This is a genomic window from Alteromonas marina (assembly GCF_000808575.1).
Taxonomy (GTDB): domain Bacteria; phylum Pseudomonadota; class Gammaproteobacteria; order Enterobacterales; family Alteromonadaceae; genus Alteromonas; species Alteromonas marina_A.
In genome coordinates, this window is record NZ_JWLW01000012.1 from 420,245 (window position 1) to 444,130 (window position 23,886).

Genomic DNA, 23,886 nt, shown 5'->3' on the forward strand with positions numbered 1-23,886 from the left:
AACGATGTCAACACTGCAAGGGAATGCAGCAGAAGACAAGGCTTGTAAATATCTTATGGAACAAGGCCTTACTCTTCGGTGCCGAAACTACCACACGCGGCGTGGCGAGCTCGACATTGTAATGCAAGACGGCAGCACCATAGTGTGCGTTGAAGTAAAATACCGAAAACGAAATCAGTTTGGCAGTGCTTTAGAGTTTGTTACAGCCAAAAAGCTACAACGAATTCAGGCTGCGTTTGGTTTTTATTTGTTAGATAATGGGATTAATCCAGCATCTACTCCCTTACGAATAGATGTTATTGCGATCGACGGTAGCAATCTTCAATGGTTAAAGAACGTAGGCTGAAAGCTAACGTTGCTTTAAGAGGATTATATAAGTGTGCTGGGTGTAAACGCGTTCGAGAATAAATGGCAACGTCTTTAAAAATAAGGCATTACGTTTGTTTTATCTTAGTTTTACAAGCTTTCATTTATTTGATGAGAGTTTCTTAGGTTCCTACATATAATGAGTCACCCCAATAGAAAGATATCGCCTAGCAGTGTTGATGACCAAGAAATAGAGTTAATAGTTGGTAACTCAAGTGCCAACTTTTCTGGTGTAACATCCACAATGCTGCAAGTGACGTCGTTTCAAAAGCACATGATCAATTTACGTATCATGGGCAAGCACTTCGTTTCAGATCCAGCGATGACGATTACGTTTTGGGAGGTTGCCAAAATGTGTCGACGTCCGCTTAGTAATGGTAAATGGCGAATTTTTCATGCACGTCGCGTTGACGAGATGATTCAAGGCGTAATCCTTAAATATGTTTTTCGAGCCAAAATAAAGCTTGTATTTAGTTCAGCCGCTCAACGTGAGCGTTCACCTTCAACGGTATGGTTAAGCAATAAAATGGACGCTGTTATTGCGATGAGTAACCGCTCCGCCAAGTATTTAAACAAACCACCTGCCAAGATAAATCTTCACGGTGTACAAATAGACAACTACGCGCCAGCCGAAAACAAAGAAAAAGCATGGCAATCATTAGGCTACGGCGGGAAATACGGTATAGGCATTTTGGGCAGAGTTAGAGAGCAAAAAGGTGTTCATCTTTTTGTGGAAGCATGCATTAAAATTCTACCTAAATACCCTGAAGTAAATGCGGTAGTGGTGGGCGCCATCTCTTCTAGCAACAAAGAGTTTGTTAATCAACTTAAAGAGAAAGTTCTCGAAGCAGGTTTAACTGACCGAATTATTTTCACAGGTGAGTTGCCGTTTGAACAAATTCCGAAAATATTTAGTGCTTTGTCGTTAGTTAGTGCTCTTAGCGATAACGAAGGATTTGGTTTAACTGTTCCTGAGGCCATGAGTGCTGGTGCGGCTGTACTAGCGACACAGGCTGGTGCATGGGAAGATATTGTAAGACCCGGCATAGACGGTTACATAGTGCCTACCCAAGATCAGCAATCTGTTACTGAACATATGGATTTACTGCTTTCAGATATGGATAAACTTGCAGAAATGGGCAAAGCTGGTCGCGAACACGTTGTAAAAAATTTCAAGGTTGAAGATGAAGCAAGAAACTTAGTTGAGTTTTTTCGCTCGCTTCAATAAATAACGACAAGGGCCCTTTCATGCCAAGCTGTGTTTACAAAGTAAGATAGCGAGGCTTGGGCAAATATTTCACAAATACTGGTCGAAAGGTTAAATCGTGCTTGTAACCACGATAGTACAGCTATTAGAAATCGACCTGTAGATAGCTGAAGACAAAGAGACGTCAGATGATTGAACAAATAAAAGCGAATTTTACCGAGAGTATTCAGACAAAAATAGCAGCGTCGGAAACACTACCAGAGCACATTGAAAAAGCTGCATATATGATGGTTGAAGCATTAATAAGAGGCAATAAAGTGTTGAGTTGCGGCAATGGCGGCTCTGCGGGCGACGCTCAGCACTTTTCATCTGAAATGTTGAACCGCTACGAGCGCGACCGCCCTAGCCTACCTGCAATAGCGTTAAGTACAGACACGTCAACCATTACGTCTATTGCTAACGACTACAGCTACGACGAAATATTTGCTAAACAAGTGAGAGCTTTAGGTCAGCCCGGCGACATACTTCTAGCCATCTCTACTAGCGGTAATTCCCGCAATGTTATTGCAGCAATGGAAGCGGCACTTTCTCGCGATATGACCATAGTCGCACTTACCGGCAAAGACGGGGGTGAGATGGCGGGCTTCTTGAGCGAACATGACGTAGAGATTCGCGTACCGTCCAATCGAACCGCGCGCATTCAAGAAGTGCACTTGCTGGTCATTCACAATTTATGTGAATGTATTGACGATAGCTTGTTCCCCTCAGATCACGGCGATGAGTAATTAATTTAACTATGAGTAAACACGTGAAAAACCTAGGACTATTGGCTTCACTACTAGCCTTAATTCTTACATTACAAGGCTGCGTAGTGGCCGTTGGCGCAGCCGGTGTTATGGCAGCAAAGGTCGCAAACGACAGACGCACGGTAGGTACGCAACTTGACGATCAGAATGCCGACGCAGCGATATCGTATCAATGGTCGAAAAGCGATGCGCTTAAAGCGCAGACTAACCTTCAAGCTGATGTTTATAACGGTGTTGCGCTGCTTACCGGTCAAGCCCCCAATCAAGAACTTGTTAACGAAGCCGTTAGCCGTGCTCAGGAAGTCAGCTACATTAAGAAAATCCATAATCAAATACGCATTGATGAGCCTATAGGTGCTGGCACACAAGCAAATGACCTCTGGCTAGCATCGAAAGTACGCACAAAAATTGTCGCAGATGAGCGCGTGCCTGCTTTACAAGTTAAGGTGGTGGTTCAAGATTCAGAAGTATTCCTGATGGGTCGGTTAACCAATTTAGAAGCCACAGCCGCTGTAGATATTGCTCGCAATATTACGGGTGTCGCGCGCGTAGTGAGAGCCTTTGAAATTGTTCAATAGAGAGTTCGCCACTGCCCTGTTGGTTGCAGGGGCACTCTTTATGGAAATTTTAGACGCCACGGTAATTACCACGGCATTGCCTGTTATTGCTGCCGACTTCAATGTACCGGCAGCTCACCTATCTATTGGGGTGTCAGCCTACCTAGTGGCCGTCACGCTTTTTATTCCTTTAAGCGGTTATGCCGCTGACAGATTTGGCGCTCGCACCATATTTATAGCGGCGATTGCGGTTTTCACTTTCGCTTCGGTTCTTTGTGGCTTAAGTACCAGTTTATTTGAATTTACGTTATCTCGCATTATTCAAGGTTTAGGCGGTGCTATGATGGTACCGGTTGGAAGATTAGTAGTATTGCGGGATTTGCCAAAAGAAAGACTAGTAAAAACCGTAGCGATTATTACATGGCCCGCCTTAAGTGCACCGTTATTAGGCCCAGTACTTGGCGGCTACATAGCCACACATTTTAGCTGGCAGTGGATTTTTTATATGAATATTCCACTGGGTATTATCGCGATCCTCGCCTCTCTTTACCTATTGCGAAACACCAAAGGTGATGTAGGCAAGTTTGATATTAAAGGCTTTTTGCTTACCGGCGTAGGCTTTGCGCTTTTTATGGCTGGTATTGAATTTCTTGCCAGTACCAGCAACAAGCTTCTTCAGGCACTTAGTATTATCGCCATTGGCCTAGTACTCATGATATTCGCTATCCGTCATGTCAAAAAAGCCAAAGATCCACTTTTTTCCTTTGATGCCATGCAGCATAAAACCTTCAGACTTTCCGTATACGGTGGTTCTGTTGTGCGGGTGGCACTTGGTAGCGCACCGTTTCTTGTACCGCTTATGCTGCAGCTTGGCCTAGGCTACTCACCTGTAAAGGCGGGCTCCCTCTTGCTATGGCTTTTTGCCGGAAACTTGGCGATAAAGCCCGCAACAACGTGGATCATGAACACCTTCGGGTTTAAACGTGTACTCGTGGTAAACGGCGTGCTCATCGCTCTTGGTTTTGTTGCGCTTGCGCTGGTAAATCACTCTACATCGTCATTCACTATTGCCGCTATTTTGTTTGCCAATGGCGTCACCCGCTCTATGCATTTAACCTTGTTAAACACCATAGCCTTTGCCGACGTACCGCCAAATAAAATGCGAGATGCAAACACGCTAGGCGCTATTTTAATGCAGATGAATCGCGGCCTTGGGATAACCCTATCAGCACTTGCTATTGCCACAGCAGCATTAATTTTAGGTCAAAGCGCCGATACGCCTAACTTACAAACATTTACCCTATCCATGCTGTTTATGGGCACTTTAGCACTCGTAAGTATTTACGATAGTTTAATGCTGTCGAAAGAAGACGGTGACTCAGTGTTAAACAAGCGCAAGGCGAAAAAAGCCCACTAAACCAAACCTACAGGTTTGGTGAATAGATCTGATGACAAATGTCACATGCGATTGGTGACGTTTGTGACTAACGCAAACTAGTGCGTTTTTGCATACTTTACCTATCGACACTACAACACTAGGTAAAGCAAATGGAACACCTCCTACATCACACTCCTGGAACCAATGTTCAGAGTTCCCCTCTTTCATTGGAAGAACAGCGTGAAGACTTTAAAAAGAACAGGTTCATTGCTATGCCGCTTGCAGGCACAATTGTTTGGGCCTTATTGGGAATTAGTGCCCCCTTTGTATCTGAACTCACCATAACTTGGATGCTTTATATAGGCACAGGGGCAATTTTCTATCTGGGCGCAGGTTTGTCTTACCTTACTGGTGAAAGGTTCTTTGCGAAAAGCGTTGCAAAAAACAGCTTCGACCGCCTTTTTTTCGTTGGCATGATCATGAGCCTAATGGTATTTGCCATTGCGCTTCCCGTTGCAGCCATCGACCACACCACCGTTCCATTGAGTATTGGCATTCTCGCAGGCCTGATGTGGATGCCTTTATCATGGGCTATCGAACACTGGATAGGCTACTTTCACACGCTAACCAGAACCTTCGGCATTGTCGCCGCCTGGTACTTGTTTCCCGATGCACGGGTAGAGGCAATATCGGCTGTGATTGTCGCTGTCTACATTGTGTCATTAATCACCCTTGAACGTCGTTTTCAATCAATCAAATCTAACTAATTTCACTTTAATTAAGAAGGAATGCACTATGACTTATTTACTTTTAGCAGTTGCAGTTATCACCGAAGTTACCGCTACCATGCTGCTTAAAATGTCGAACGGATGGGAAAAATGGGCGTTCGGATACGGCGCAATATTTTTCTACACCGTGTCTGGAATGCTGTTTGCCATGGTCTTAAAAAACATGGGAATAGGCGTTGCCTATGCGATTTGGTCAGGTATGGGTATCGCACTTATCACCGCTGCTTCGGTGGTATTTTGGAAACAAACTTTCGACATTTATGCCGTGCTGGGTATTATGTTAATCATCTCAGGCACATTGCTCATCACTAGCAAGTCTGCCGTTGTATTTCAGTAGGGACGAAGTACTCACAATGCTCAGCAATAAAAGCATACAAGATAGTAACAGCGCGGTGCCTGCCGTCAGAAACGAGAGCGCCGCGCCTGACATGCCCCTTTTGGCAAGTGGACGGAAAAAGCGCTGGTCTCACGGAAGCTTGTTTTTTTCATTGTTCTTCTTTGTTCCACTCATTATTTCCCGTCCTCTTCCCATCGAAACATGGGTACTTCAAACCCTAGGATACCTTAGCTTTGTCATTCTTTACATTAAAGCCATAAACCAGCCTGTTAAAACACTGCCCACTTATTTGCTACTCATGTTTCTACTTTCAGTAGCATGCAGCTTTCAAAACCCTGGTGGCGCAACCATTATCGGCTTTATTGCTTTTATCGTAGGTTATTATAATTCGCTCAAGACAGGCATAGTGAGCATAGGCGTGATGATGCTGGTACTCGTGTCTCTGCACATTACCGTATTTAATAACGCACATTTTCTTTTAAGTGCTTCGTTGCTCAACAGCTTAGTGCTATTCGGGTTTGGTGTTATGGAGCGCAAAGAAACGCTCCATAGTCTGAAAGAGAGCCAGCAGGCCAAAGCATTACGCGTATTGTCTGCGATCGCTGAACGTGAACGAATTGGCAGAGATTTACACGATGTTGCAGGTCACGCGCTAAGCTCTATTTCATTAAAAGCACAGCTGGCCGATAAACTTATAAGCAAAGATAAGATTGAAGACGCGCATCGCGAGGTGAAAGCACTGGCACAGCTTTCTCAAGCGCTACTGAGTGATATTCGCCAAGCGGTGTCAGATATCAAGCAGCTTTCTCTTAGCGATGAAATAGCAAAAGACAAATCACTGTTAGAAGAAAACGGCTTTAATGTTACAACCGATATTGAAGACGGCGCTGAAGCACGTTTAAGCGCTAAACAAGAAAGCCAGCTTGCGCTTATTATCAAAGAGCTGACAACCAATACCTTACGCTATTCAAACGGTAACGCGGTATCCCTTGGCCTTGAAGTCAATGAGCAAACCGTGAAAATGACCTATAAAGATCATGGCGTAGTTGAGAACACCGCATCAATTAAAGAAGGAAACGGATTAATGGGAATTAGAGAACGCGCGGCGTCTATTCATGCGGATGTGGACATTTCTTTCCTTCCCCACCCTATTGTCAGGGTTCAGCTTACTGCCGAGCAAGCTTTGTCACAAAAGGCTTCCCTATGAACTCAAAAGCGCCAACTACCATTTTGATTGTTGAAGATCAGTCGCTGGTTCGCGATGCCATTGCCATGCTTCTGTCATTAGAAGACGACTTAACCATTGTTGAAAAGTGCAGTAATGGAAAGGAAGCCATTGATTATTTAAATGATACCCCTGCACCACACATTATTTTGAGCGATATTGAAATGCCGCTGGTTTCAGGGCTAGATCTAGCTGCTCACATTGCAAAGCAAAATCTCAATACCAAGGTGGTATTAATGACTACCTTTTCTAAACCGGGCTACATCAAGCGTGCATTAAGTTTAGGGGTTAAGGGTTTTATATTGAAAGAGTCTGACAGCGACTACCTGATAGATGCCATTCACAAGGTATCAGCCGGCGACAAGGTAATTTCACCTGAACTTGCTATCATGGCCCTTGACGATAAAAATCCATTGACGCAAAAAGAAATGTCAGCCCTTAAACTTGCCTCAGATGGCCTAAAAACGCGGGCAATCGCACAGCAGCTATTTCTTTCTGAAGGCACGGTACGTAATTATTTATCGGAAGCTATCTCAAAACTAGACGCAACTAATCGCGTGGATGCAGCGCGTATTGCAAAACAAAAGGGGTGGCTTTGATAGAGGGTTAAAACCACGTGGTAGCGATTGTTGTAGACGTGGGTATAGTTAACTTTTCAGACAAACCGGTAAGTACGCGTTCGGGCCCGTAAATGATACCCTGATGTTTTTCAGTCCATACACAAGTTACTATACTTGTACCTTTACGCAGTTCACACTGCCACTTCGCGGTTGTTTCCGCTAACCGCTCGTAATCATCTTCAATTTCCCAACCTGCATCAACATGCTCTACGATGACTTGTTCGAATTGAGTAAACGGAACAGGCTGAATGATAACCCATTCGTTTTTCTTAAACTTTTTTTCTAACCGCGATTTTTTAAAACTGGTAAACAAACCCACGCTCCATCTCCGTATGATTGAAAGGCCCTACTTACTACAAAAGCACGTCTACTATTTCGACACCGTTCCCATAATCTGACCTGAAGGTGTTGGACAAGAACAAGATGTTCCAACCATTTCGCTATTTGACGTTGGGCACGCGCCATACTCACCGTTTCCGCTATAACGACATTGGTTACCAAATTCAGGTTTAGCAACTGCAACCTTGCCGTTTTTCTTAGCGTTTATATCTTTATCGTCGGGTAAATACACCGTGTAAGTACACCCTGAAAAAAGCATATTAACAACAAGAAAACCAATACCGTAAAGTGCTTTCACTTTCATAAATAGTTGCTGAGCATTTTTAGAACAGTTTTAAAACTATGCTAATAATGAGGATAAAACAAGAAAAAATAAGCAAAAAAAAGCCAGTCTTTAGACTGGCTTTATAATTGTAACTCGTTGTAGCTATTAGAATTCAGTTGAGAATCTAACACCAAACTCGCTTGCGTCGTTGCTTAGAATTTGCAGGATGTAGTCACCTGTATTCAAGCGTGCATTGTCGTAACGCTCATCAAAAATATTGCGACCGTAAAGTGCAACAGTATACGCATCATTCGCTGGCGTATAAGCGATGTCGAAGTTAACAAGCTCACGGCTATCAAGTTTAGTCATCCGCTCAGGTGCTGAAGTAGGCTCACCATACATTTCTGCACGATATGAGTAATCTGCACGTACGCGAATTGAATCACCACCATCAAGCTCAAAGGTATACTGCGGACCAATTGCAAGGGTTAGGTCTGGAGTAAGTGGCGCTACGGGATTGAATCCATCTTGCTCTTCAACATCAACATCCATATAACCAACGCTGGTCATCATGCTGAAGTTGCCATAGGTAAATGTAGCATCAGCTTCAACACCACGAGATGTTTGCTCTACCACAAGGTTCGCGGTGTCGAAGCCACCTTCGCTCACGCGACTTACTTGGTAAGGCAGATCTTCAAATTCAGTGTTAAATACTGCAACGCTAATGTCGAAGTAATCGTTCACACGACCTTTAATACCTACTTCATAGTTAGTCGCGGTAATATTGTCTGACGCTGTGAAACAGTTGTTTGCTCGAACTGCTGCTTGTGCACCTTCGATATCATCGAAGCCACCAGCACCAAAGAACTGGCCGATTAGGCAGTAAGGGCGTGCAGGGAACTGACCAGACTGATAACCAGACTGAATAGTTGCATAGCCTGTCATGCCATTTTCAAACGTATAGTTTGTAGCAACCTCCCAGGTTACTTCGTCCCAATCATTTGAATCATAAATAGTACCAAGTGCAGAGAATACGTTCGCAGACGCATCTTTTTCGTCTTTGGTGTAACGAAGGCCACCAGACACACTAAGTTCGTCAGTCAAATCATGACGTACATTTACGTATGCTGCTTTTGAAGTAGTTTCTTGGTCTAGCGCAAGTAGGTTAGGACCACCATCGAAGTTAGAGTCATCACCTTGGCGGTTGCTACCTTCTTCGTTGAAATAGTAAAGACCGGCTACGAAGTCAGTGTATTCGTTGATGTAGCCGTTAAGCTGAAGCTCGATTGATGTTTGATCTGCTTCACCGCGCTCTGGGAACTGATCTAGCGAGTAAATTGTTCCATCATCATCAAGACCAGCCTTGTACTTTGATGTACGCTGACTTGCAACAACCTTTGCAGTGTAGTCTTCGTTAATATCCCACTCAGTAGTAAGTGAAAGACCACGCGCTTCGTTCGACACGCCAGTTACTGCTTCAGTACCTGTTGCATTGTCGTAGATATCAGCGCCTTCAGGTGTCACATCTGTGTTACGTAACGGTACGCCAACACCATTTTGACCACCGAAGTAGCGATCTGAACCCACTTCATCAATTAGCACAGTGTAAGGACGCAGACCGCCGTCACCATTGTTAGCATCTGCAGTTAATACCATGCGGAAGTCATTTGATGGCTCCCACTTAAGAGAAACGCGGCCAGAAACATCTTCAGTCTCACCAACATCGTACTCGGCGTTAGGCACGTTGATGAACTCACCAAGACCATCACGCTTGTTAAATGACAGGTTCATGTTAAACGCAACGGTTTCTGATAGGCCGTGGTTAACAAAAAGATCAGCTTTAACGCGACCACGAGTACCAAATTCAGTGTTGATTTTGGTTACATCACCTTGGTCTGGCTCTTTTGTGATGATGTTAATTGCACCACCAATTGAGTTACGACCATATAGCGTTCCTTGAGGGCCACGAAGTACCTCAATACGCTCAATATTATTTAGGCTCCAGTTTTGACCAACCTGACGGCCCAGATAAACACCGTCTACATAAACACTCACACCCGGATCGGTTGTGATTAGGTGATCTTGAAGACCAATACCACGAATAAATGGGTTTACAGACGACGTGTGGCCAGCAGAGAAACCAGTAACATTTAGGTTTGGCACGAATTTACCAACGTCAGTCAGGTCAGTAATACCTTGGTCAGCTAACTTGTCGCCATCGAAGGCGCTAATAGCAATTGGAACTTCATAGATAACTTGAGGGCGTTTTGTTGCGGTAACGGTAATGGCTTCAAATTGTTGCTCTTCAGTTGCTTCTACTTCTTGAGCAACGGCAATATTTGAAATTGCTGGAACGGTCATCGCTACTGCTAGTGCGACAGGTGAAAGCTTACTGGCGAGTGCCTTAGACACGTCAGTATTGGTTTTCATGGTATAACCCCTTTGCGTGAGTGTTAGGTGTAATAATATTTTTAGGCCGCTTCAAGTTCTTCTTTGGAACTTTGAAAGACTAAACTCACTAATTTAAGAGGCGCACATAACCTTGTGCTTATACTGGATTACAGGCAATAAAAAAGTAAGTCGCAATAAAACATTACAAACTTACTTTCAATGAAACTCTGCTTTAAAAGTAGAACTTACTTTTCCAGCCCTCTAAAATTCAGTAGAAGAATTTAGGCTTGAAGACTGGAATGATATGTTACCGTTAGATTACGATCTTGCAAAGTAAAATATTACACTTTCACTAAAATAAGACTTCAAAATTAGACTAATTGGTTAGGTTGAGCATCAAACAAAAATTGTTTATAAGTTTCATAAAATCAATTAGATACCATAAAGATAATTTACTCTATCTCTTCACAACACCTAACCGAATAAAGTAAAGAACACCTAGACCAAATGGACAAACTTTAAACAAATCACCACTTACTTGAATCATTCTTTAGCTCAGAGCCTCTGCATGTAACTATCGTTACCAATTTACCTCCTCCGTTTAGGCAGTAGCTATCAATATGATTGCGCAAGGTTCGCCTAATGGGCGTAAATTGACGCATGGCTCTGTTTGCATATGGCGTTACACCATTGCACAGTTGTCAACACAGGCCGCTAAACAAGACTATCAGACTAATATCTTACTCTCGTTGTCGACAACCCTAACCTTTTAAGGTTGAAAAAACGCCAAAATGGGCATATATTGTCGACATTAGTCATTTTAAGATTCTATACAGTGTTAGCAAAAAGCGAACAAGCCATAACCAACGCCGACCGTACTTTCTTTCAGTTAAGGAAGGATATTGTTGAGGGCATCATTCCAGCAGGCAGTAAGCTGAGTGAAATGGAATTGTCGACAAAGTATGAAGTCAGTCGCGCCGTTATTCGTGAAGCCATCAATCGTCTCGCTACCTGTCACTTGGTGGAACGTAAAGCTAACGTGGGTGCACGCGTAGTGGCCCTGTCTCCCGAAGGTCTAATTCAGCTATATCAAGTGCGCGAAGCGTTAGAAGGTATGGCCGCGCGATTAGCCGCCAGGTATATGACTGACGAAGAAATTGCCGACATGCAGGCGTTGCTTGATAGCCACTTCGATAAAGTTAAAGACGGTCAAAGCTATTATCAAGAAGCCGGCGATGTAGACTTTCACTACAGAATTGTAACCGGCAGTAAAAACGATCATCTTATCAGCGTACTTGTAGACGGGCTTTACCATCTTGTTCGTATGTATCGCGTACAGCTCGGTATGGCTGGCCCTCGCGTAAGCACTGCGTTTGATGAACACAGACACATCGTTAACGCTATTGCCAATCGCGACGAGGAACTGGCTGAAATGCTAATGCGTCGCCATATTCTTTATTCAAAAAATAATATTGAGAAGAAGCTTAATCATGGTTAACACCACTCAGTCTTCTCCATACCTAATTCACCTCTACCCTACTTTCAAATAAGCGAGTGATTATCATGAGTGCAGGAAAGAAATTCAGAACCGCATTAGAGAACAACAAACCGCTACAAATTGTCGGCACCATTAACGCCTATACTGCCATGATGGCAAAGACCATTGGGCACCAAGCCATTTACCTTTCAGGTGGCGGCGTAGCGAATGCGTCTTACGGCCTACCGGACTTAGGCATGACGTCACTTAATGATGTGATTGCAGACGTTCAGCGCATTACCAGCGCATGCGATCTTCCGCTCATGGTAGACATCGACACCGGTTGGGGCGGCGCATTTAACATTGCCAAAACTATTCGCGACATGGAAAAAGCAGGCGCGGCGGCTGTGCACATGGAAGACCAGGTTGCACAAAAGCGCTGCGGCCACCGCCCTAACAAAGAAATTGTAAGCACAGAAGAAATGGTCGATCGCATCAAAGCAGCGGTAGATGCCAGAACTGACCCAGACTTTTTCATTATGGCGCGCACCGACGCGTTTGCTCAGGAAGGATTAGAGAAAGCTATTGAACGAGCTAAGGCCTACGTCGCAGCGGGCGCAGACGGTATTTTTGCCGAAGCAATACAAACCGAAGAGCACTACCGTGCATTTGCTGAAGCGTTAGACGTTCCGATCCTGGCCAATATCACTGAGTTCGGCAAAACCGAACTATGGAACAAAGAAGAGCTTGGTGAATGGGGTGCCGACATGGTGCTTTACCCACTAAGTGCATTCCGTGCGATGAATAAAGCAGCAGAAATGGTGTACAAATCTATACTTGAAAACGGCGACCAAAAAGCCGTTGTGGACAGCATGCAGACACGCATGGAACTGTACGATTATCTTGGCTACCACGAGTACGAGCAAAAGCTAGATGCCCTATTCGCAGAAGGCAAAAATTAGTAAATAAATTCAGCTTGAAGTTGGCGGGCGCGAAGATGTAGGGGTGAAGTACAGCTCCCTGCCCCTTTGAGGCATGGATGCCGAGACGGAGCCCCCATGGATGGGTTCACGGCGTGGCAGGGGGCTGTGCTTTGCCCCTGCAGCCAATGTGCCCGCCAACTTCAAGCGTCTAACTTACTCACTATTGTCAATTAAAAGTACCTTACAAATTTTACAAGACCGGAGACAACAAGATGGCTAAACAGTTAAGTGGCGCGGGTTTACGCGGCCAAGTTGCAGGCAAAACAGCATTATCAACCGTAGGTAAATCAGGTTCTGGTTTAACGTATCGTGGTTATGACGTAAAAGACTTAGCGCAAAACTGTCAATTTGAAGAAGTAGCGTACCTTATTTTAAAGGGCAAGCTACCTAACCAGTCTGAGTTAGACGCTTATAAAACTAAACTTCGCGGCATGCGCGGTCTTCCAACAGCACTGAAAGAAGTGCTAGAGCGCATTCCAAAAAATGCCCACCCAATGGACGTACTTCGCACGGGTTGCTCAATGCTAGGTAACCTAGAAATGGAAACCAGCTTCGATGAGCAGCAAGACGTGACGGACCGTATGTTGGCATGTTTCCCAAGCATCATTTGTTACTGGTATCGCTTCTCGCACGACGGCGTGCGCGTAGATGTTGAAACCGATGACGATTCAATTGGTGGTCACTTCCTTCACATGCTTCACGGCGAAAAGCCAAGTGAACTTCATGAACAGGTCATGCATGTATCACTCATTCTTTATGCAGAGCATGAATTTAACGCGTCTACCTTCACTGCACGTGTTTGTGCTTCAACCTTATCTGATATGCATTCTTGTGTAACCGGTGCTATCGGTTCTCTGCGTGGTCCACTTCACGGTGGTGCTAATGAAGCCGCCATGGAAATGATTGAAGGCTTCACTTCTCCTGATGATGCTGAAGAGAAGATGATGGGCATGCTTGAGCGTAAAGAGAAGATCATGGGCTTTGGCCACGCTATCTACTCTGAGTCTGATCCGCGTAACGAAATTATCAAACAATGGTCTGAAAAACTGGCTGCTGATGTGGGTGACGACGTGCTTTATCCTGTGTCTGTTCGCTGTGAAGAAGTGATGTGGCGCGAGAAAAAGCTTTTCTGTAACGCCGATTTCTTCCACGCGTCTGCGTACAACTTTATGGGCATTCCTACACCGTTGTTCACACCAATCTTCGTAATGTCACGCCTAACCGGTTGGGCGGCACACGTTATGGAACAGCGCGCTGACAACCGTATTATTCGCCCGTCAGCAGAATACACAGGCGAAGAACTACGCCCAGTGCCAGCTATTAGCGAACGCGCTTAAGATTAAGGTTGGGGTTTTATGAATATTGATTACCGTAAACCGCTTCCAAACGCGGGTATCGATTTTTTCGATACCCGTGAAGCGGTAGATGCTATTGAGCCTGGCGCCTACGCCAAGCTACCTTACACCTCACGTGTACTGGCTGAGAACTTGGTGCGTAAATGCGCCCCTGAAATGCTTACCGACTCACTTAAACAGCTGATTTATCGCAAGCGCGACTTGGACTTCCCGTGGTTTCCGGCTCGCGTAGTGTGTCACGATATCTTGGGTCAAACGGCACTGGTAGACTTAGCCGGGCTTCGCGATGCTATTGCGGCAAAAGGCGGCGATCCGGCCAAGGTTAACCCAGTAGTTCCAACACAGTTGATTGTGGATCACTCATTAGCTGTAGAGCATGCCGGTTTTGAGAAAGACGCGTTTGAAAAAAACCGTGCAATTGAAGACAGACGTAACGACGACCGTTTCCACTTTATCAACTGGACAAAAACGGCATTTAAAAACGTAGATGTTATCCCTCCGGGTAACGGCATTATGCACCAAATTAACTTGGAGCGTATGTCACCGGTTATTCAAGCCCGTGACGGTGTTGCCTTCCCTGATACGCTAGTGGGTACAGACAGCCATACGCCGCATGTTGATGCACTTGGTGTAATTGCTGTGGGCGTTGGCGGCCTTGAAGCGGAAAGCGTTATGCTGGGCCGTGCGTCTTACATGCGTCTGCCAGACATTGTAGGTGTTGAGCTAACGGGCAAACCACAGCCAGGCATTACTGCAACCGACATCGTATTAGCGTTAACAGAGTTCTTGCGTAAAGAGCGTGTGGTATCTGCATATTTGGAATTCTATGGTGAAGGTGCATCGCACCTGACGCTGGGCGACCGCGCAACCATTTCGAACATGACACCGGAATACGGCGCCACTGCAGCCATGTTCTACATTGACCAGCAAACCATTGATTACTTGCGCCTAACAGGGCGTGAAGAAAAGCAAATTGCATTGGTAGAGCAATACGCTAAGCATACCGGTTTATGGGCTGATGATTTAGAAACTGCCGAGTATGAGCGGGTGCTTACGTTCGACCTTTCTGCTGTTGGACGTAACATGGCTGGCCCTTCTAACCCTCACGCTCGCTTACCTACCAGCGATTTAGAAAGTCGCGGTATAGCAGCGAAGTTGACTGAGGAAGAAGGCAAAATGCCTGATGGCGCGGTTATTATAGCGGCTATCACCAGCTGTACTAATACATCGAACCCGCGCAATGTTATTGCGGCAGGCCTGCTTGCGCGCAACGCCAACCAGCGCGGATTAACTCGCAAGCCGTGGGTAAAGAGCTCACTAGCACCTGGTTCTAAAGCGGTGAAGCTTTACCTTGAAGAAGCTAACCTAATGAGCGAGTTGGAAGATTTGGGCTTTGGCGTAGTAGCTTTTGCTTGTACTACCTGTAACGGCATGAGCGGCGCACTAGACCCTAAAATTCAGCAAGAAATCATCGACCGCGACCTCTACTCTACAGCGGTATTGTCGGGTAACCGTAACTTCGACGGCCGTATCCATCCTTATGCTAAGCAAGCATTCTTAGCATCGCCGCCACTAGTAGTAGCGTACGCTATCGCCGGCACCATTCGCTTTGATATTGAAAAGGACGTATTGGGCACCGACAAAGACGGCAACCCGGTAACGCTTAAAGATATTTGGCCAAGCGATGAAGAAATTGACGCTATTGTAGCGAAGTCGGTGAAGCCCGAGCACTTCAGAAAAGTGTACGAGCCAATGTTCGACCTTAGCGTTGATTATGGCAAAGACATTAACCCACTTTATGACTGGCGTGAAATGAGCACCTACATTCGCCGCCCACCCTATTGGGAAGGCGCGATGGATGCCGAGCGCACCATGAAAGGCATGCGTCCGCTGGCTATTTTAGGTGACAATATCACCACCGATCACTTGTCGCCTTCAAACGCTATTCTGGCCAGCAGTGCAGCCGGTGAATACCTTCATAAAATGGGCTTGCCTGAAGAAGACTTTAACTCGTACGCCACGCACCGTGGTGACCACTTAACCGCACAGCGCGCTACCCTAGCGAACCCGAAAGTATTCAACGAGATGGTGCTTGAAAACGGTGAAGTAAAACAAGGTTCTCTGGCGCGCGTTGAGCCCGAAGGCAAAGTTATGCGCATGTGGGAAGCCATTGAAACCTACATGAACCGCAGACAACCGCTTATCATTGTTGCAGGCGCCGACTACGGTCAGGGCTCGTCACGTGACTGGGCAGCTAAAGGCGTGCGTCTTGCTGGTGTTGAAGTCATTGTGGCAGAAGGTTTTGAGCGTATTCACCGCACTAACCTTATTGGTATGGGCGTGCTACCGCTTGAGTTTAAACCAGGCACAACGCGTAAAACCCTTGAGCTTGATGGCACAGAAACGTACGACGTAAGCGGCGAACCTTCACCAGGTGCAACGCTTACGCTAGTAGTAAACCGTCAAAACGGTGAGCAGCTAGAAGTGCCAGTAACCTGCCGTTTAGACACTGCAGAAGAAGTCTCTATTTACAGCGCGGGCGGCGTATTACAGCGCTTCGCTAAAGACTTCTTGGAAGCTGAAGCTAGCTGATTGTGATAGGAAGACCTTTCAGTGGGAGGAGGTGAATCAGTTACAGGGCACGCCGTGAATACGTCCTTGTAGGCTCCCAACTCGCATCCTTGCGAGTTGAGGGCCCTGAAACTGACCCACCTCCCCCACTTAAGTTCGGCCAATATTGCATCAGTTTACTTAGCTGGGGGATAAGTTAGTCATAGGGCACGCCCTAAATACGTCTCTATAGGCTCCCAACTCGCATACTTGCGAGTTGAAGGCCCTGAAACTAATCCACCTCCTCCGTAGCTAGTATCAGCTAGTTTGGTTGGAAGCTGTTTGTGATTTGAAACCCTCCAGCCGCAAGGATGCGGCTGGGGAGCGCACATGGATGTGTTCACAGCGTGTTTCAAATCACGAACAACCTTACTTCTCTCCAGATAAAATGGTTTTTAGTTTAAGAGTGCGTTGAGGCACGGTTGAAACCTTCGGGGCGCATGGACGCGCCCCTAGAGCCTACAAGGATGTATTTACGGCGTGTTTCAACTGTGCCTCAACGCACTCATACCGACGAAAGGAAAAAACATGACAAAGTATGCGCCACAACTTCGAGTACCGGCTACCTACATGCGTGGCGGTACCAGTAAGGGTGTGTTTTTCAATTTAACCGATTTGCCAGAAGCCGCGCAAAAGCCAGGTCCGGCGCGCGATGCCCTGCTTCTGCGCGTAATTGGCAGCCCCGATCCTTACGGTAAACAAACCGACGGTATGGGCGGTGCTACATCAAGTACCAGCAAAACCGTTATCTTAAGCAAAAGTGAACGTGAAGGTTACGATGTCGACTACCTATTTGGTCAAGTAGCCATAGATAAGCCATTCGTAGACTGGAGTGGTAACTGCGGAAACCTAACGGCAGCCGTAGGCGCATTTGCGATAACCAATGGGCTGGTAGATAGAAGTAAAATACCAGAAAACGGCATTGCCACCGTCAATATTTGGCAAGCCAATATCAACAAAGCCATTATCGCTAAGGTGCCAATGACTAACGGGGAAGTACAGGAAACTGGCGATTTTGAACTAGACGGTGTCACCTTCCCTGCCGCAGAAGTAGAAGTAGCCTTTGTTGACCCAGCTGACGGTGAAGGGGCAATCTTCCCGACAGGACGATTAGTCGACACACTTGAAGTTCCAGGCGTAGGCTCACTTCAGGCGACCATGATAAACGCGGGTATTCCTACTATTTTCATCAACGCAGAAGATATTGGCTACACAGGCACTGAACTGCAGGATGATATAAACAGCGACTCCGAGGCGCTGTCCAAGTTCGAAGCAATTCGTGCACACGGCGCGGTTCAGATGGGGCTCATCAATGATGTGGGTGAAGCTGCAAACAGGCAGCACACACCAAAAGTCGCGTTCGTTGCTCCTCCAAGAGGTTACCAAGCATCCAGTGGCAAAGATATTTTGGGTTCAGACATTGATGTATTGGTTCGCGCACTGTCTATGGGGAAACTTCATCATGCTATGATGGGGACGGCTGCGGTCGCTATTGCAGCAGCTGCGGCGATACCCGGCACTCTTGTAAATATCGCAGCTGGCGGCGACGAAAGAGACTCGGTTACTTTTGGGCATCCATCTGGAACGCTTAGAGTAGGAGCAAGAGCTACGTTTGAAGACGACAAGTGGCAAATTAAGCAAGCTGTAATGAGCAGAAGCGCACGTATTTTGATGGAAGGCTCCGTGCGTGTTCCCGCTGAACAAAGTTAGTACAACGCAATGTTATATAAGAATAAAATCATTTAGACATAAGTATAAAACGCCCTCTCTTTGAGGGCTTTTTTGTCTTAAATTGGTTATTATCGAAGCCTAAGTGCCGAGAGTAGATCACATGTATAAAGTTCTTGTAGTAGAAGACAGTCTCACTGTCCGAAAGATTGTAAACAAACTTATTGAGGATAATCCTCACTTTACGTGTGATCTGTGCGAAGATCTTGCGGAAGCTAAAAGTGCCCTCGAGAGTGACACCGAATACTTGGCAGCCATCGTCGACTTAAACCTTCCCGACGCGCCCAACGGCGAGAGCGTTGAGCTTGCACTTTCCTACAACGTTCCAACCATCGTACTTACTGGGAACTTCGACGAATTTACCCGTGCTCAGTTACTCGATCAGGGCGTACTGGATTACATCACAAAAGAGTCTCGCTATTCATACCTTCAAGTGTCTAAACTTGTAGACCGTTTAAGAAAGAATCTCACTACCAAAGTGTTGGTGGTGGAAGATTCTAGAACGAGCCGAAATCACATTTGCTCATTACTTCGCAAATTCCAATTTCAGGTGCATGAAGCGAACGATGGCTTAGAAGCGTTGGAAGAGCTTGATAATCACCGCGATATTAAAATGGTTATTGCTGATCACCGTATGCCCAATATGGACGGTTATGAACTGGTTAAAGCAATACGCCACGAAAAACGCATGCAAGACTTGGTATTTATCGGTTTATCGGCAAACGGCGACAGCGTGTTGACCTCGAAATTCATTAAAAGCGGCGCCAATGACTTCCTGTCCAAACCTTTTTATCACGAAGAATTCTACTGCAGAATTATGCAAAACCTTGAATCACAAGAAATGATTCAAACCATTAGAAATTCAGCAAACTTAGACCCGCTAACCAAGGTATACAATCGCCGTTTTCTCTACGAAAAAGCAGAAGAGTTATTTGCCAATAAAGCGTCGAGAAAGGATGTCATTGTGTCTATGATCGATGCTGACAACTTCAAAAGTGTAAACGATACCTACGGCCATAAAACGGGTGACATGTTATTGCAGGAATTTGCAGCATTGTTAAAAGATTACTTCCCCGACGATCTTATTGTGCGCTATGGGGGTGAAGAATTTACAGTGGTATCGGTAAGGCCACCTAAAGTGTATCTATCTGCGCTTTCAGCGTTTATGGATGCAGTGCGCTCTACTATTTTTACCAATCACAAGTTCAATATCACGTGCAGTATCGGCGTATGTACCGAGGAACACAAGTGCTTGGCGTCGCAGTTAGAAGTGGCTGATGCGCGCTTATACGAAGCTAAGCACGCGGGCAAAGATCAGATTATTTTGAGAGACTCAGTTGCCAAAACAGTAGAGGCGTAAATCACTTAGTCTACTGCAGCCAACGCGGCATTAAGTAGCAAACAACGACCAATAAGCAAAAATAGCCAAGCAATAGGGTGGCAATCGGCTTATCAATCAGTAAGCGTCGTTGACCAGAGGTGGTGATCGTCGCTGTATCGTTTTCATCATTAGCTGACAAAACAGACAAGATAATAGCGGGTATCACTGTGCTCGCGAACCCCGTTACATTCCACCAAAACCAAAACATGTCCTCGACAAAAAATGCGAACGACAAATTAGTCAGCACGCCACACATCAGGCCGGTATTGACCTGTGTGGCCTTTATCTTCTTCGTTAGCATGCCAAGTAGAAACACAGCCAAGACGGGGCCAAAAAAAACAGAGCCCACTTTGTTCACCGCTTCTATAACGGTAGGCGCTATATCGCCAGCATTGAGCGAAAGCAGCAAAATAATCCCTCCCCAAAGCAAGCCCGCAAACTTAGCATGACTCAGGTAGCCTTCAGGTTTTGCGCGTTTCCGAGTGAGTTTGAAATAATCTTCCAGTGAAACAGCGGCAAGAGAGTTTATTGCTGAGCTCAGTGATGACATGGCTGCAGCAAGAATAGCGACCACAAGCAAGCCGATAAGCCCATGAGGTAAATAATTAAGAATAAAGACCGGCATAAGCCAGTCCGGATTATCTTTAGGAATTTGCGATAGCAAGTTGGCGTCGTTCAACGCTAGTGTGCCGATCACCAAGCCTGCTAAACAATATAGAAGTGTTATAGGGAACCTGAAAATGCCATTTGCTAACATCATCTTTTTAAGATCGCTTTCCGATTTCGCTGACAATGCCCTCTGTGCTTCTGATTGATCACAACCGTAGTATGAGGCGTAGAGGATCACGCCACCTAGCACCATAGGAAAGAAGCCGAAGCCGTCACCATCAAAACCCAGAGATGAAAAATTAAGGGTAGAGACCCGCTCGCTTGGAAGTAGCTGTAAAAAGTGCTCCCAACCGCCTAATGCGTTTAGACCAAAAGCAATGCAGATAGCTGTGCCCAAAACGATGACAACCATTTGTACCGCGTCACCATATACAACTGCTTTCATGCCTCCTTGTAAGGAGTACAAAACGGTAATCACACCAATGAGTAATATTGCCTGCGTGGATGAAACCTGCATGGTTCCTTGCAATATAATGGATAGCGCGTAAACCATTATGCCGGTAGCGAAGGCCCTGCTAAATTGAAATACAACACTGATACAAATACGGGTAGAGGTAGAGAAACGTCGCTCAAGATAGTCATAAATACTCACCACACCGCTTCGGTATAATGTAGGCAACACGGTGGTAATGAGTAAAAGCATAGCTAACGGAACTGCCAGTTCATAAGAGAGCCAAATCAGTCCTCCCCCCTCACGGAAGCCGACAAATGCAGGAGCGGAAATGAAACTGACCGCCGAGAGTTGCGTCGCCATCACTGAAAGTAACAGCGGTTTCCAACTTAAGCTTCTTCCAGCGAGAAAATAATCTTTCTTTGACTGCTGTCCACGCAAGCTAAAGCCGATAACGAGTAACGTGATGAGGTAAATCGCGATGACACTGTAATCAAGAATATCCATATAGACGCAAGGTTAAGCAACTAAATACCTACCATTACATAAACTCGGTCTATTTGCATAAAAAAACGTATAAAAAAGCAGCGCTCAAAGAAACAGTGTACGTTACATCCAAGACCTTCTAGTTGACTCCACCTCGAATAGCACACTATCTGCTAGTTTATTAGCGTAGTCTTCTGGTAGAAACGGCACAGTCACCGCCCCCGAAGCCAGTACAAACTTAACGGTGGCCTGTTTTCTTCGCTTCATAAACACGCTTTGCTTAACGATAACTTGCTGCGCTTTATAGGGCTCAAAGCATTGATAGTCGATGCCTATTCTACCTCGCCTTATATAAACGTACTTACTGTCGTAGGCTATACCCCATCGCCACCACCTAAGCGTGAGTAACAGCGATACCGCACTAAAGACAACGAGTGAACCTAGCATAATATCAAGATGGGACGACAAAGCGCCAATAGTGAAAAAGGTAATAAAAGGCAATGTCCAACCCGCAAACAACCAAAAAGTAATGAATCGCTTGCTAATGGGATGATAATCTTGGCCTCGCAAGTCGCATTCAGGCATTACTTCTTGGCTAAGCGCAAAAGCTTCATCTTCGGTTACCGATGGCACAATAAGCTTATTTGGCGACATCAGTTCTTGCATTTGCTGCCCAGCCGTTGAGTTCTGCTCAAAATACAAATTCACACGCTTTAGTATTTTATCCAGCCAGTCTTGCTTCGCCGTAATCATTTGGATGCGTGAAGCTCGCATACTGACTTCCAGTTTATTAAGTAAGCCGCTGCGACGGATATAGCGATCACCTGTTCGTGAGAGTGTATAGCCGTAAAAAGTGAAAAGCGCGCCACCAACACTCAGCAGTGCCACTAACGCCATAAGCATCATGAGAATGACAAAGGCATACAATCCAAATTGCCACCACGCAACCGTTTGTTCACCAACCAGCTGATTTAGCTGCAAGCCTTTATCGGCTAACCACTCTGAAACTAGACCGAACACATCGTCATAGAAAGGTGCCGCAGCACCCAGTATGATCCACACGCGATTGTTGGTGATACCGTGAATAATGATGTCTTTCACGGACCGTCGATTTAATACTTCTTCATTTGAATGGGAAGAATCTATCGCTTTAGTGCGCGTTCGTGGCGTGGGAAAAGATGAACTCTGCTCGTCGGATAAATATTCATTTGGCAAACAATCCAGGTCACCCTCATCGTGCAGCGCTTTTTCATACAACACCTGCTTTTTTAGCGCTTCAGCATAATCTTCAGGAACCGCTACAATTTTAGCTTCTTCTTTCCCACTTCCTGCGGTATCAAGCACCACTAGCGCGTACCCAAAAGGTCGGTAGTAAAAAGGGCGTTCTATCTTTACGTTTTGAATACGCCACAAGGGCAAGTTGGTATAGCGGCGTTGAAACACGCCATGATGAATCTCAACGTGCTGGTTGTGCACGCGAAACTTGTACATTAAAAAGCTAATTATGCCGCTGACACTGGTAGATAGAAAGAGGATTCCAGCACCGATTAGTACTTCAGGCGACAGCAGGTTATCCCAAATATTGAACGATATGGCTAAGGCGGGAAGGGTATAAATAAGCACTTGAGCCGAGTTGGTAAAATTGCGAATAGTAAAATACAAAATAGAAATTAGAGAGAGGCGCTGCCACTCATCACCCGTCTCAACTTTAAGTTTCGGTTCTTCCATATTAGCATCTTGCCCATGGGACTTGAGCGCAGCATCTTCTTTCAGCTCTTTTGACTGATTAAGTGTAGGCGCTTGGTGTGAGGGCCTTTCTGATACCGTCATTAGCGTGCACCTATGTCTTTATGAGCAAGAATGAACTCACGCAACTGCTCTGCCCTTTCAATGCTTAACCCAGGTATTTCAAACGTGTGCATTTCACCACCAGCCGAAAACACCTGAAGTGAGGCAAGACCCGCCCACCTGTCCAATGGACCGCGATTTACCTCTACATGCTGAACACGCAAAATAGGTTGGCACGAAAGTTTTCTAAAAATTAGCCCTGACTGCTTACTGATGTCTTGCTCTCGAATCGCATAAAATATGCGTACATCAGCAAAAAAGTGGTACAGCGCCCATAGAGAGCCTACAGCGACGATACCAGCAACAACATACGGGTAGGCTTGCAGCAGTCCTTCTGGCAATGACCAAAAGCGTTGGAATCGTAACGCAGAAGCAATACCTATTAGCACTGAGGCTATCAATCCAATGGAGAGGATATTTAGTGTCCGGTACTTTTTGGATATAGGAAGTAATGCGAGCGTTTGAAGTGAGGGAATTTCCTCAACACTGAGCTGATTATTTGAAAACACGGTTTCTTGTTGTGCGCTAATTGTCATCGCATTAATTCCTTTTACCACTGTATAAATAAGTTCAGCCTGCTGCTTTTTTTAAGGAGAGGCTTAGCTACTTAGCTACATAGCTACTTTGCAAAGCTGCTCTGACCGCTTTCTCTAGCGCAGTTTTTATAACAAAAAAGAGG

Annotated in this window: 21 protein-coding genes; 15 read left to right on the top strand and 6 right to left on the bottom strand. The window is 45.6% G+C overall.

The features are described from left to right. The first annotated feature begins 4 nt into the window (after window positions 1-4). The 9 genes from RJ41_RS07465 to RJ41_RS07505 all read left to right on the top strand — a co-directional run bounded on the left by RJ41_RS07465 (window position 5) and on the right by RJ41_RS07505 (window position 7,263). Window positions 5-346 (top strand): YraN family protein, encoded by a 342-nt coding sequence (locus RJ41_RS07465; protein WP_039218858.1) that lies wholly within the window; start codon window positions 5-7, stop codon window positions 344-346. 159 nt (window positions 347-505) lie between these two features. Then, window positions 506-1,594, top strand: a complete 1,089-nt coding sequence (locus RJ41_RS07470) for a glycosyltransferase family 4 protein (protein WP_039218861.1) — start codon at window positions 506-508, stop codon at window positions 1,592-1,594. A 167-nt stretch (window positions 1,595-1,761) separates the two neighbouring features. Next, window positions 1,762-2,358 carry a phosphoheptose isomerase gene (locus tag RJ41_RS07475; RefSeq protein ID WP_039218864.1) on the top strand — a complete coding sequence of 199 codons (597 nt, stop codon included), beginning with the start codon at window positions 1,762-1,764 and terminating at the stop codon, window positions 2,356-2,358. Window positions 2,359-2,381: 23 nt separating this feature from the next. Further along, entirely contained in the window at window positions 2,382-2,957 is a 576-nt protein-coding gene (locus RJ41_RS07480) for a BON domain-containing protein (protein ID WP_052235433.1), read from the top strand. Window positions 2,958-2,997: 40 nt separating this feature from the next. Further along, window positions 2,998-4,353: an MFS transporter gene (locus RJ41_RS07485; RefSeq protein ID WP_039218870.1), complete on the top strand. Its 1,356-nt coding sequence runs from the start codon at window positions 2,998-3,000 to the stop codon at window positions 4,351-4,353. A gap of 131 nt (window positions 4,354-4,484) precedes the next feature. Then, on the top strand, window positions 4,485-5,081 hold the full coding sequence (locus RJ41_RS07490; protein ID WP_039218873.1) for a DUF7010 family protein: 597 nt from the start codon (window positions 4,485-4,487) through the stop codon (window positions 5,079-5,081). A 28-nt stretch (window positions 5,082-5,109) separates the two neighbouring features. Next, window positions 5,110-5,439 (top strand): DMT family transporter, encoded by a 330-nt coding sequence (locus RJ41_RS07495; RefSeq protein WP_039218875.1) that lies wholly within the window; start codon window positions 5,110-5,112, stop codon window positions 5,437-5,439. A gap of 16 nt (window positions 5,440-5,455) precedes the next feature. Then, window positions 5,456-6,646: a sensor histidine kinase gene (locus tag RJ41_RS07500; RefSeq protein ID WP_039218878.1), complete on the top strand. Its 1,191-nt coding sequence runs from the start codon at window positions 5,456-5,458 to the stop codon at window positions 6,644-6,646. Further along, window positions 6,643-7,263 (top strand): response regulator transcription factor, encoded by a 621-nt coding sequence (locus RJ41_RS07505; protein WP_039218881.1) that lies wholly within the window; start codon window positions 6,643-6,645, stop codon window positions 7,261-7,263. Before RJ41_RS07500 ends, RJ41_RS07505 begins: the two co-directional genes overlap by 4 nt. A 7-nt stretch (window positions 7,264-7,270) precedes the next feature. On the opposite strand, the gene RJ41_RS07510 is transcribed toward RJ41_RS07505, so the two are convergent. The 3 genes from RJ41_RS07510 to RJ41_RS07520 form a co-directional block, all read right to left on the bottom strand. Beyond that, window positions 7,271-7,603 (bottom strand): hypothetical protein, encoded by a 333-nt coding sequence (locus RJ41_RS07510; protein WP_039218884.1) that lies wholly within the window; start codon window positions 7,601-7,603, stop codon window positions 7,271-7,273. A 51-nt stretch (window positions 7,604-7,654) separates the two neighbouring features. Further along, window positions 7,655-7,927, bottom strand: a complete 273-nt coding sequence (locus RJ41_RS07515) for a hypothetical protein (RefSeq protein WP_039218886.1) — start codon at window positions 7,925-7,927, stop codon at window positions 7,655-7,657. A gap of 126 nt (window positions 7,928-8,053) precedes the next feature. Beyond that, window positions 8,054-10,318, bottom strand: a complete 2,265-nt coding sequence (locus tag RJ41_RS07520; protein ID WP_039218887.1) for a TonB-dependent receptor — start codon at window positions 10,316-10,318, stop codon at window positions 8,054-8,056. 796 nt (window positions 10,319-11,114) lie between these two features. Between RJ41_RS07520 and RJ41_RS07525 the strand changes: the two genes are divergently transcribed. The 6 genes from RJ41_RS07525 to RJ41_RS07550 all read left to right on the top strand — a co-directional run bounded on the left by RJ41_RS07525 (window position 11,115) and on the right by RJ41_RS07550 (window position 19,792). Then, a complete protein-coding gene (locus RJ41_RS07525) occupies window positions 11,115-11,777 on the top strand; it encodes a GntR family transcriptional regulator (protein ID WP_039218890.1) in 663 nt (220 codons plus the stop codon). Window positions 11,778-11,842: 65 nt separating this feature from the next. Continuing rightward, window positions 11,843-12,718, top strand: coding sequence for a methylisocitrate lyase (prpB, locus tag RJ41_RS07530; RefSeq protein WP_039218892.1), 876 nt, complete (start codon window positions 11,843-11,845; stop codon window positions 12,716-12,718). A 233-nt stretch (window positions 12,719-12,951) separates the two neighbouring features. Then, complete coding sequence (gene prpC / locus RJ41_RS07535; protein WP_039218893.1) at window positions 12,952-14,076, top strand: bifunctional 2-methylcitrate synthase/citrate synthase; 1,125 nt, start codon at window positions 12,952-12,954, stop codon at window positions 14,074-14,076. Between the two features lie 18 nt (window positions 14,077-14,094). After that, entirely contained in the window at window positions 14,095-16,686 is a 2,592-nt protein-coding gene (gene acnD, locus RJ41_RS07540; RefSeq protein WP_039218895.1) for a Fe/S-dependent 2-methylisocitrate dehydratase AcnD, read from the top strand. Between the two features lie 546 nt (window positions 16,687-17,232). Continuing rightward, window positions 17,233-18,414, top strand: coding sequence for a 2-methylaconitate cis-trans isomerase PrpF (gene prpF, locus RJ41_RS07545; protein ID WP_039218897.1), 1,182 nt, complete (start codon window positions 17,233-17,235; stop codon window positions 18,412-18,414). A gap of 121 nt (window positions 18,415-18,535) precedes the next feature. After that, complete coding sequence (locus RJ41_RS07550; protein ID WP_039218898.1) at window positions 18,536-19,792, top strand: response regulator; 1,257 nt, start codon at window positions 18,536-18,538, stop codon at window positions 19,790-19,792. Window positions 19,793-19,802: 10 nt separating this feature from the next. On the opposite strand, the gene RJ41_RS07555 is transcribed toward RJ41_RS07550, so the two are convergent. The 3 genes from RJ41_RS07555 to RJ41_RS07565 form a co-directional block, all read right to left on the bottom strand. Further along, the gene (locus RJ41_RS07555; RefSeq protein ID WP_039218901.1) at window positions 19,803-21,380 is read right to left on the bottom strand and encodes a sodium:solute symporter family transporter; all 1,578 of its coding nucleotides are present in this window, start codon (window positions 21,378-21,380) and stop codon (window positions 19,803-19,805) included. A 102-nt stretch (window positions 21,381-21,482) separates the two neighbouring features. Further along, window positions 21,483-23,189 carry a PH domain-containing protein gene (locus RJ41_RS07560; protein WP_039218902.1) on the bottom strand — a complete coding sequence of 569 codons (1,707 nt, stop codon included), beginning with the start codon at window positions 23,187-23,189 and terminating at the stop codon, window positions 21,483-21,485. Beyond that, the gene (locus RJ41_RS07565) at window positions 23,189-23,743 is read right to left on the bottom strand and encodes a PH domain-containing protein (protein ID WP_039218905.1); all 555 of its coding nucleotides are present in this window, start codon (window positions 23,741-23,743) and stop codon (window positions 23,189-23,191) included. The genes RJ41_RS07560 and RJ41_RS07565 overlap by 1 nt, the downstream gene beginning before the upstream one ends. Between the last annotated feature and the right edge of the window lie 143 nt (window positions 23,744-23,886).

Excerpts from the sequence above, each read along its gene's own strand:
- prpB (WP_039218892.1), top strand. The coding sequence starts at position 11,843 with ATGAGTGCAGGAAAGAAATTCAGAACCGCATTAGAGAACAACAAACCG.
- prpF (WP_039218897.1), top strand. The coding sequence starts at position 17,233 with ATGACAAAGTATGCGCCACAACTTCGAGTACCGGCTACCTACATGCGT.
- RJ41_RS07520 (WP_039218887.1), bottom strand. The coding sequence starts at position 10,318 with ATGAAAACCAATACTGACGTGTCTAAGGCACTCGCCAGTAAGCTTTCA.
- prpC (WP_039218893.1), top strand. The coding sequence starts at position 12,952 with ATGGCTAAACAGTTAAGTGGCGCGGGTTTACGCGGCCAAGTTGCAGGC.
- acnD (WP_039218895.1), top strand. The coding sequence starts at position 14,095 with ATGAATATTGATTACCGTAAACCGCTTCCAAACGCGGGTATCGATTTT.
- RJ41_RS07465 (WP_039218858.1), top strand. The coding sequence starts at position 5 with ATGTCAACACTGCAAGGGAATGCAGCAGAAGACAAGGCTTGTAAATAT.
- RJ41_RS07560 (WP_039218902.1), bottom strand. The coding sequence starts at position 23,189 with ATGACGGTATCAGAAAGGCCCTCACACCAAGCGCCTACACTTAATCAG.
- RJ41_RS07505 (WP_039218881.1), top strand. The coding sequence starts at position 6,643 with ATGAACTCAAAAGCGCCAACTACCATTTTGATTGTTGAAGATCAGTCG.
- RJ41_RS07490 (WP_039218873.1), top strand. The coding sequence starts at position 4,485 with ATGGAACACCTCCTACATCACACTCCTGGAACCAATGTTCAGAGTTCC.
- RJ41_RS07500 (WP_039218878.1), top strand. The coding sequence starts at position 5,456 with ATGCTCAGCAATAAAAGCATACAAGATAGTAACAGCGCGGTGCCTGCC.
- RJ41_RS07565 (WP_039218905.1), bottom strand. The coding sequence starts at position 23,743 with ATGACAATTAGCGCACAACAAGAAACCGTGTTTTCAAATAATCAGCTC.
- RJ41_RS07550 (WP_039218898.1), top strand. The coding sequence starts at position 18,536 with ATGTATAAAGTTCTTGTAGTAGAAGACAGTCTCACTGTCCGAAAGATT.
- RJ41_RS07470 (WP_039218861.1), top strand. The coding sequence starts at position 506 with ATGAGTCACCCCAATAGAAAGATATCGCCTAGCAGTGTTGATGACCAA.
- RJ41_RS07485 (WP_039218870.1), top strand. The coding sequence starts at position 2,998 with ATGGAAATTTTAGACGCCACGGTAATTACCACGGCATTGCCTGTTATT.
- RJ41_RS07495 (WP_039218875.1), top strand. The coding sequence starts at position 5,110 with ATGACTTATTTACTTTTAGCAGTTGCAGTTATCACCGAAGTTACCGCT.
- RJ41_RS07555 (WP_039218901.1), bottom strand. The coding sequence starts at position 21,380 with ATGGATATTCTTGATTACAGTGTCATCGCGATTTACCTCATCACGTTA.
- RJ41_RS07475 (WP_039218864.1), top strand. The coding sequence starts at position 1,762 with ATGATTGAACAAATAAAAGCGAATTTTACCGAGAGTATTCAGACAAAA.
- RJ41_RS07515 (WP_039218886.1), bottom strand. The coding sequence starts at position 7,927 with ATGAAAGTGAAAGCACTTTACGGTATTGGTTTTCTTGTTGTTAATATG.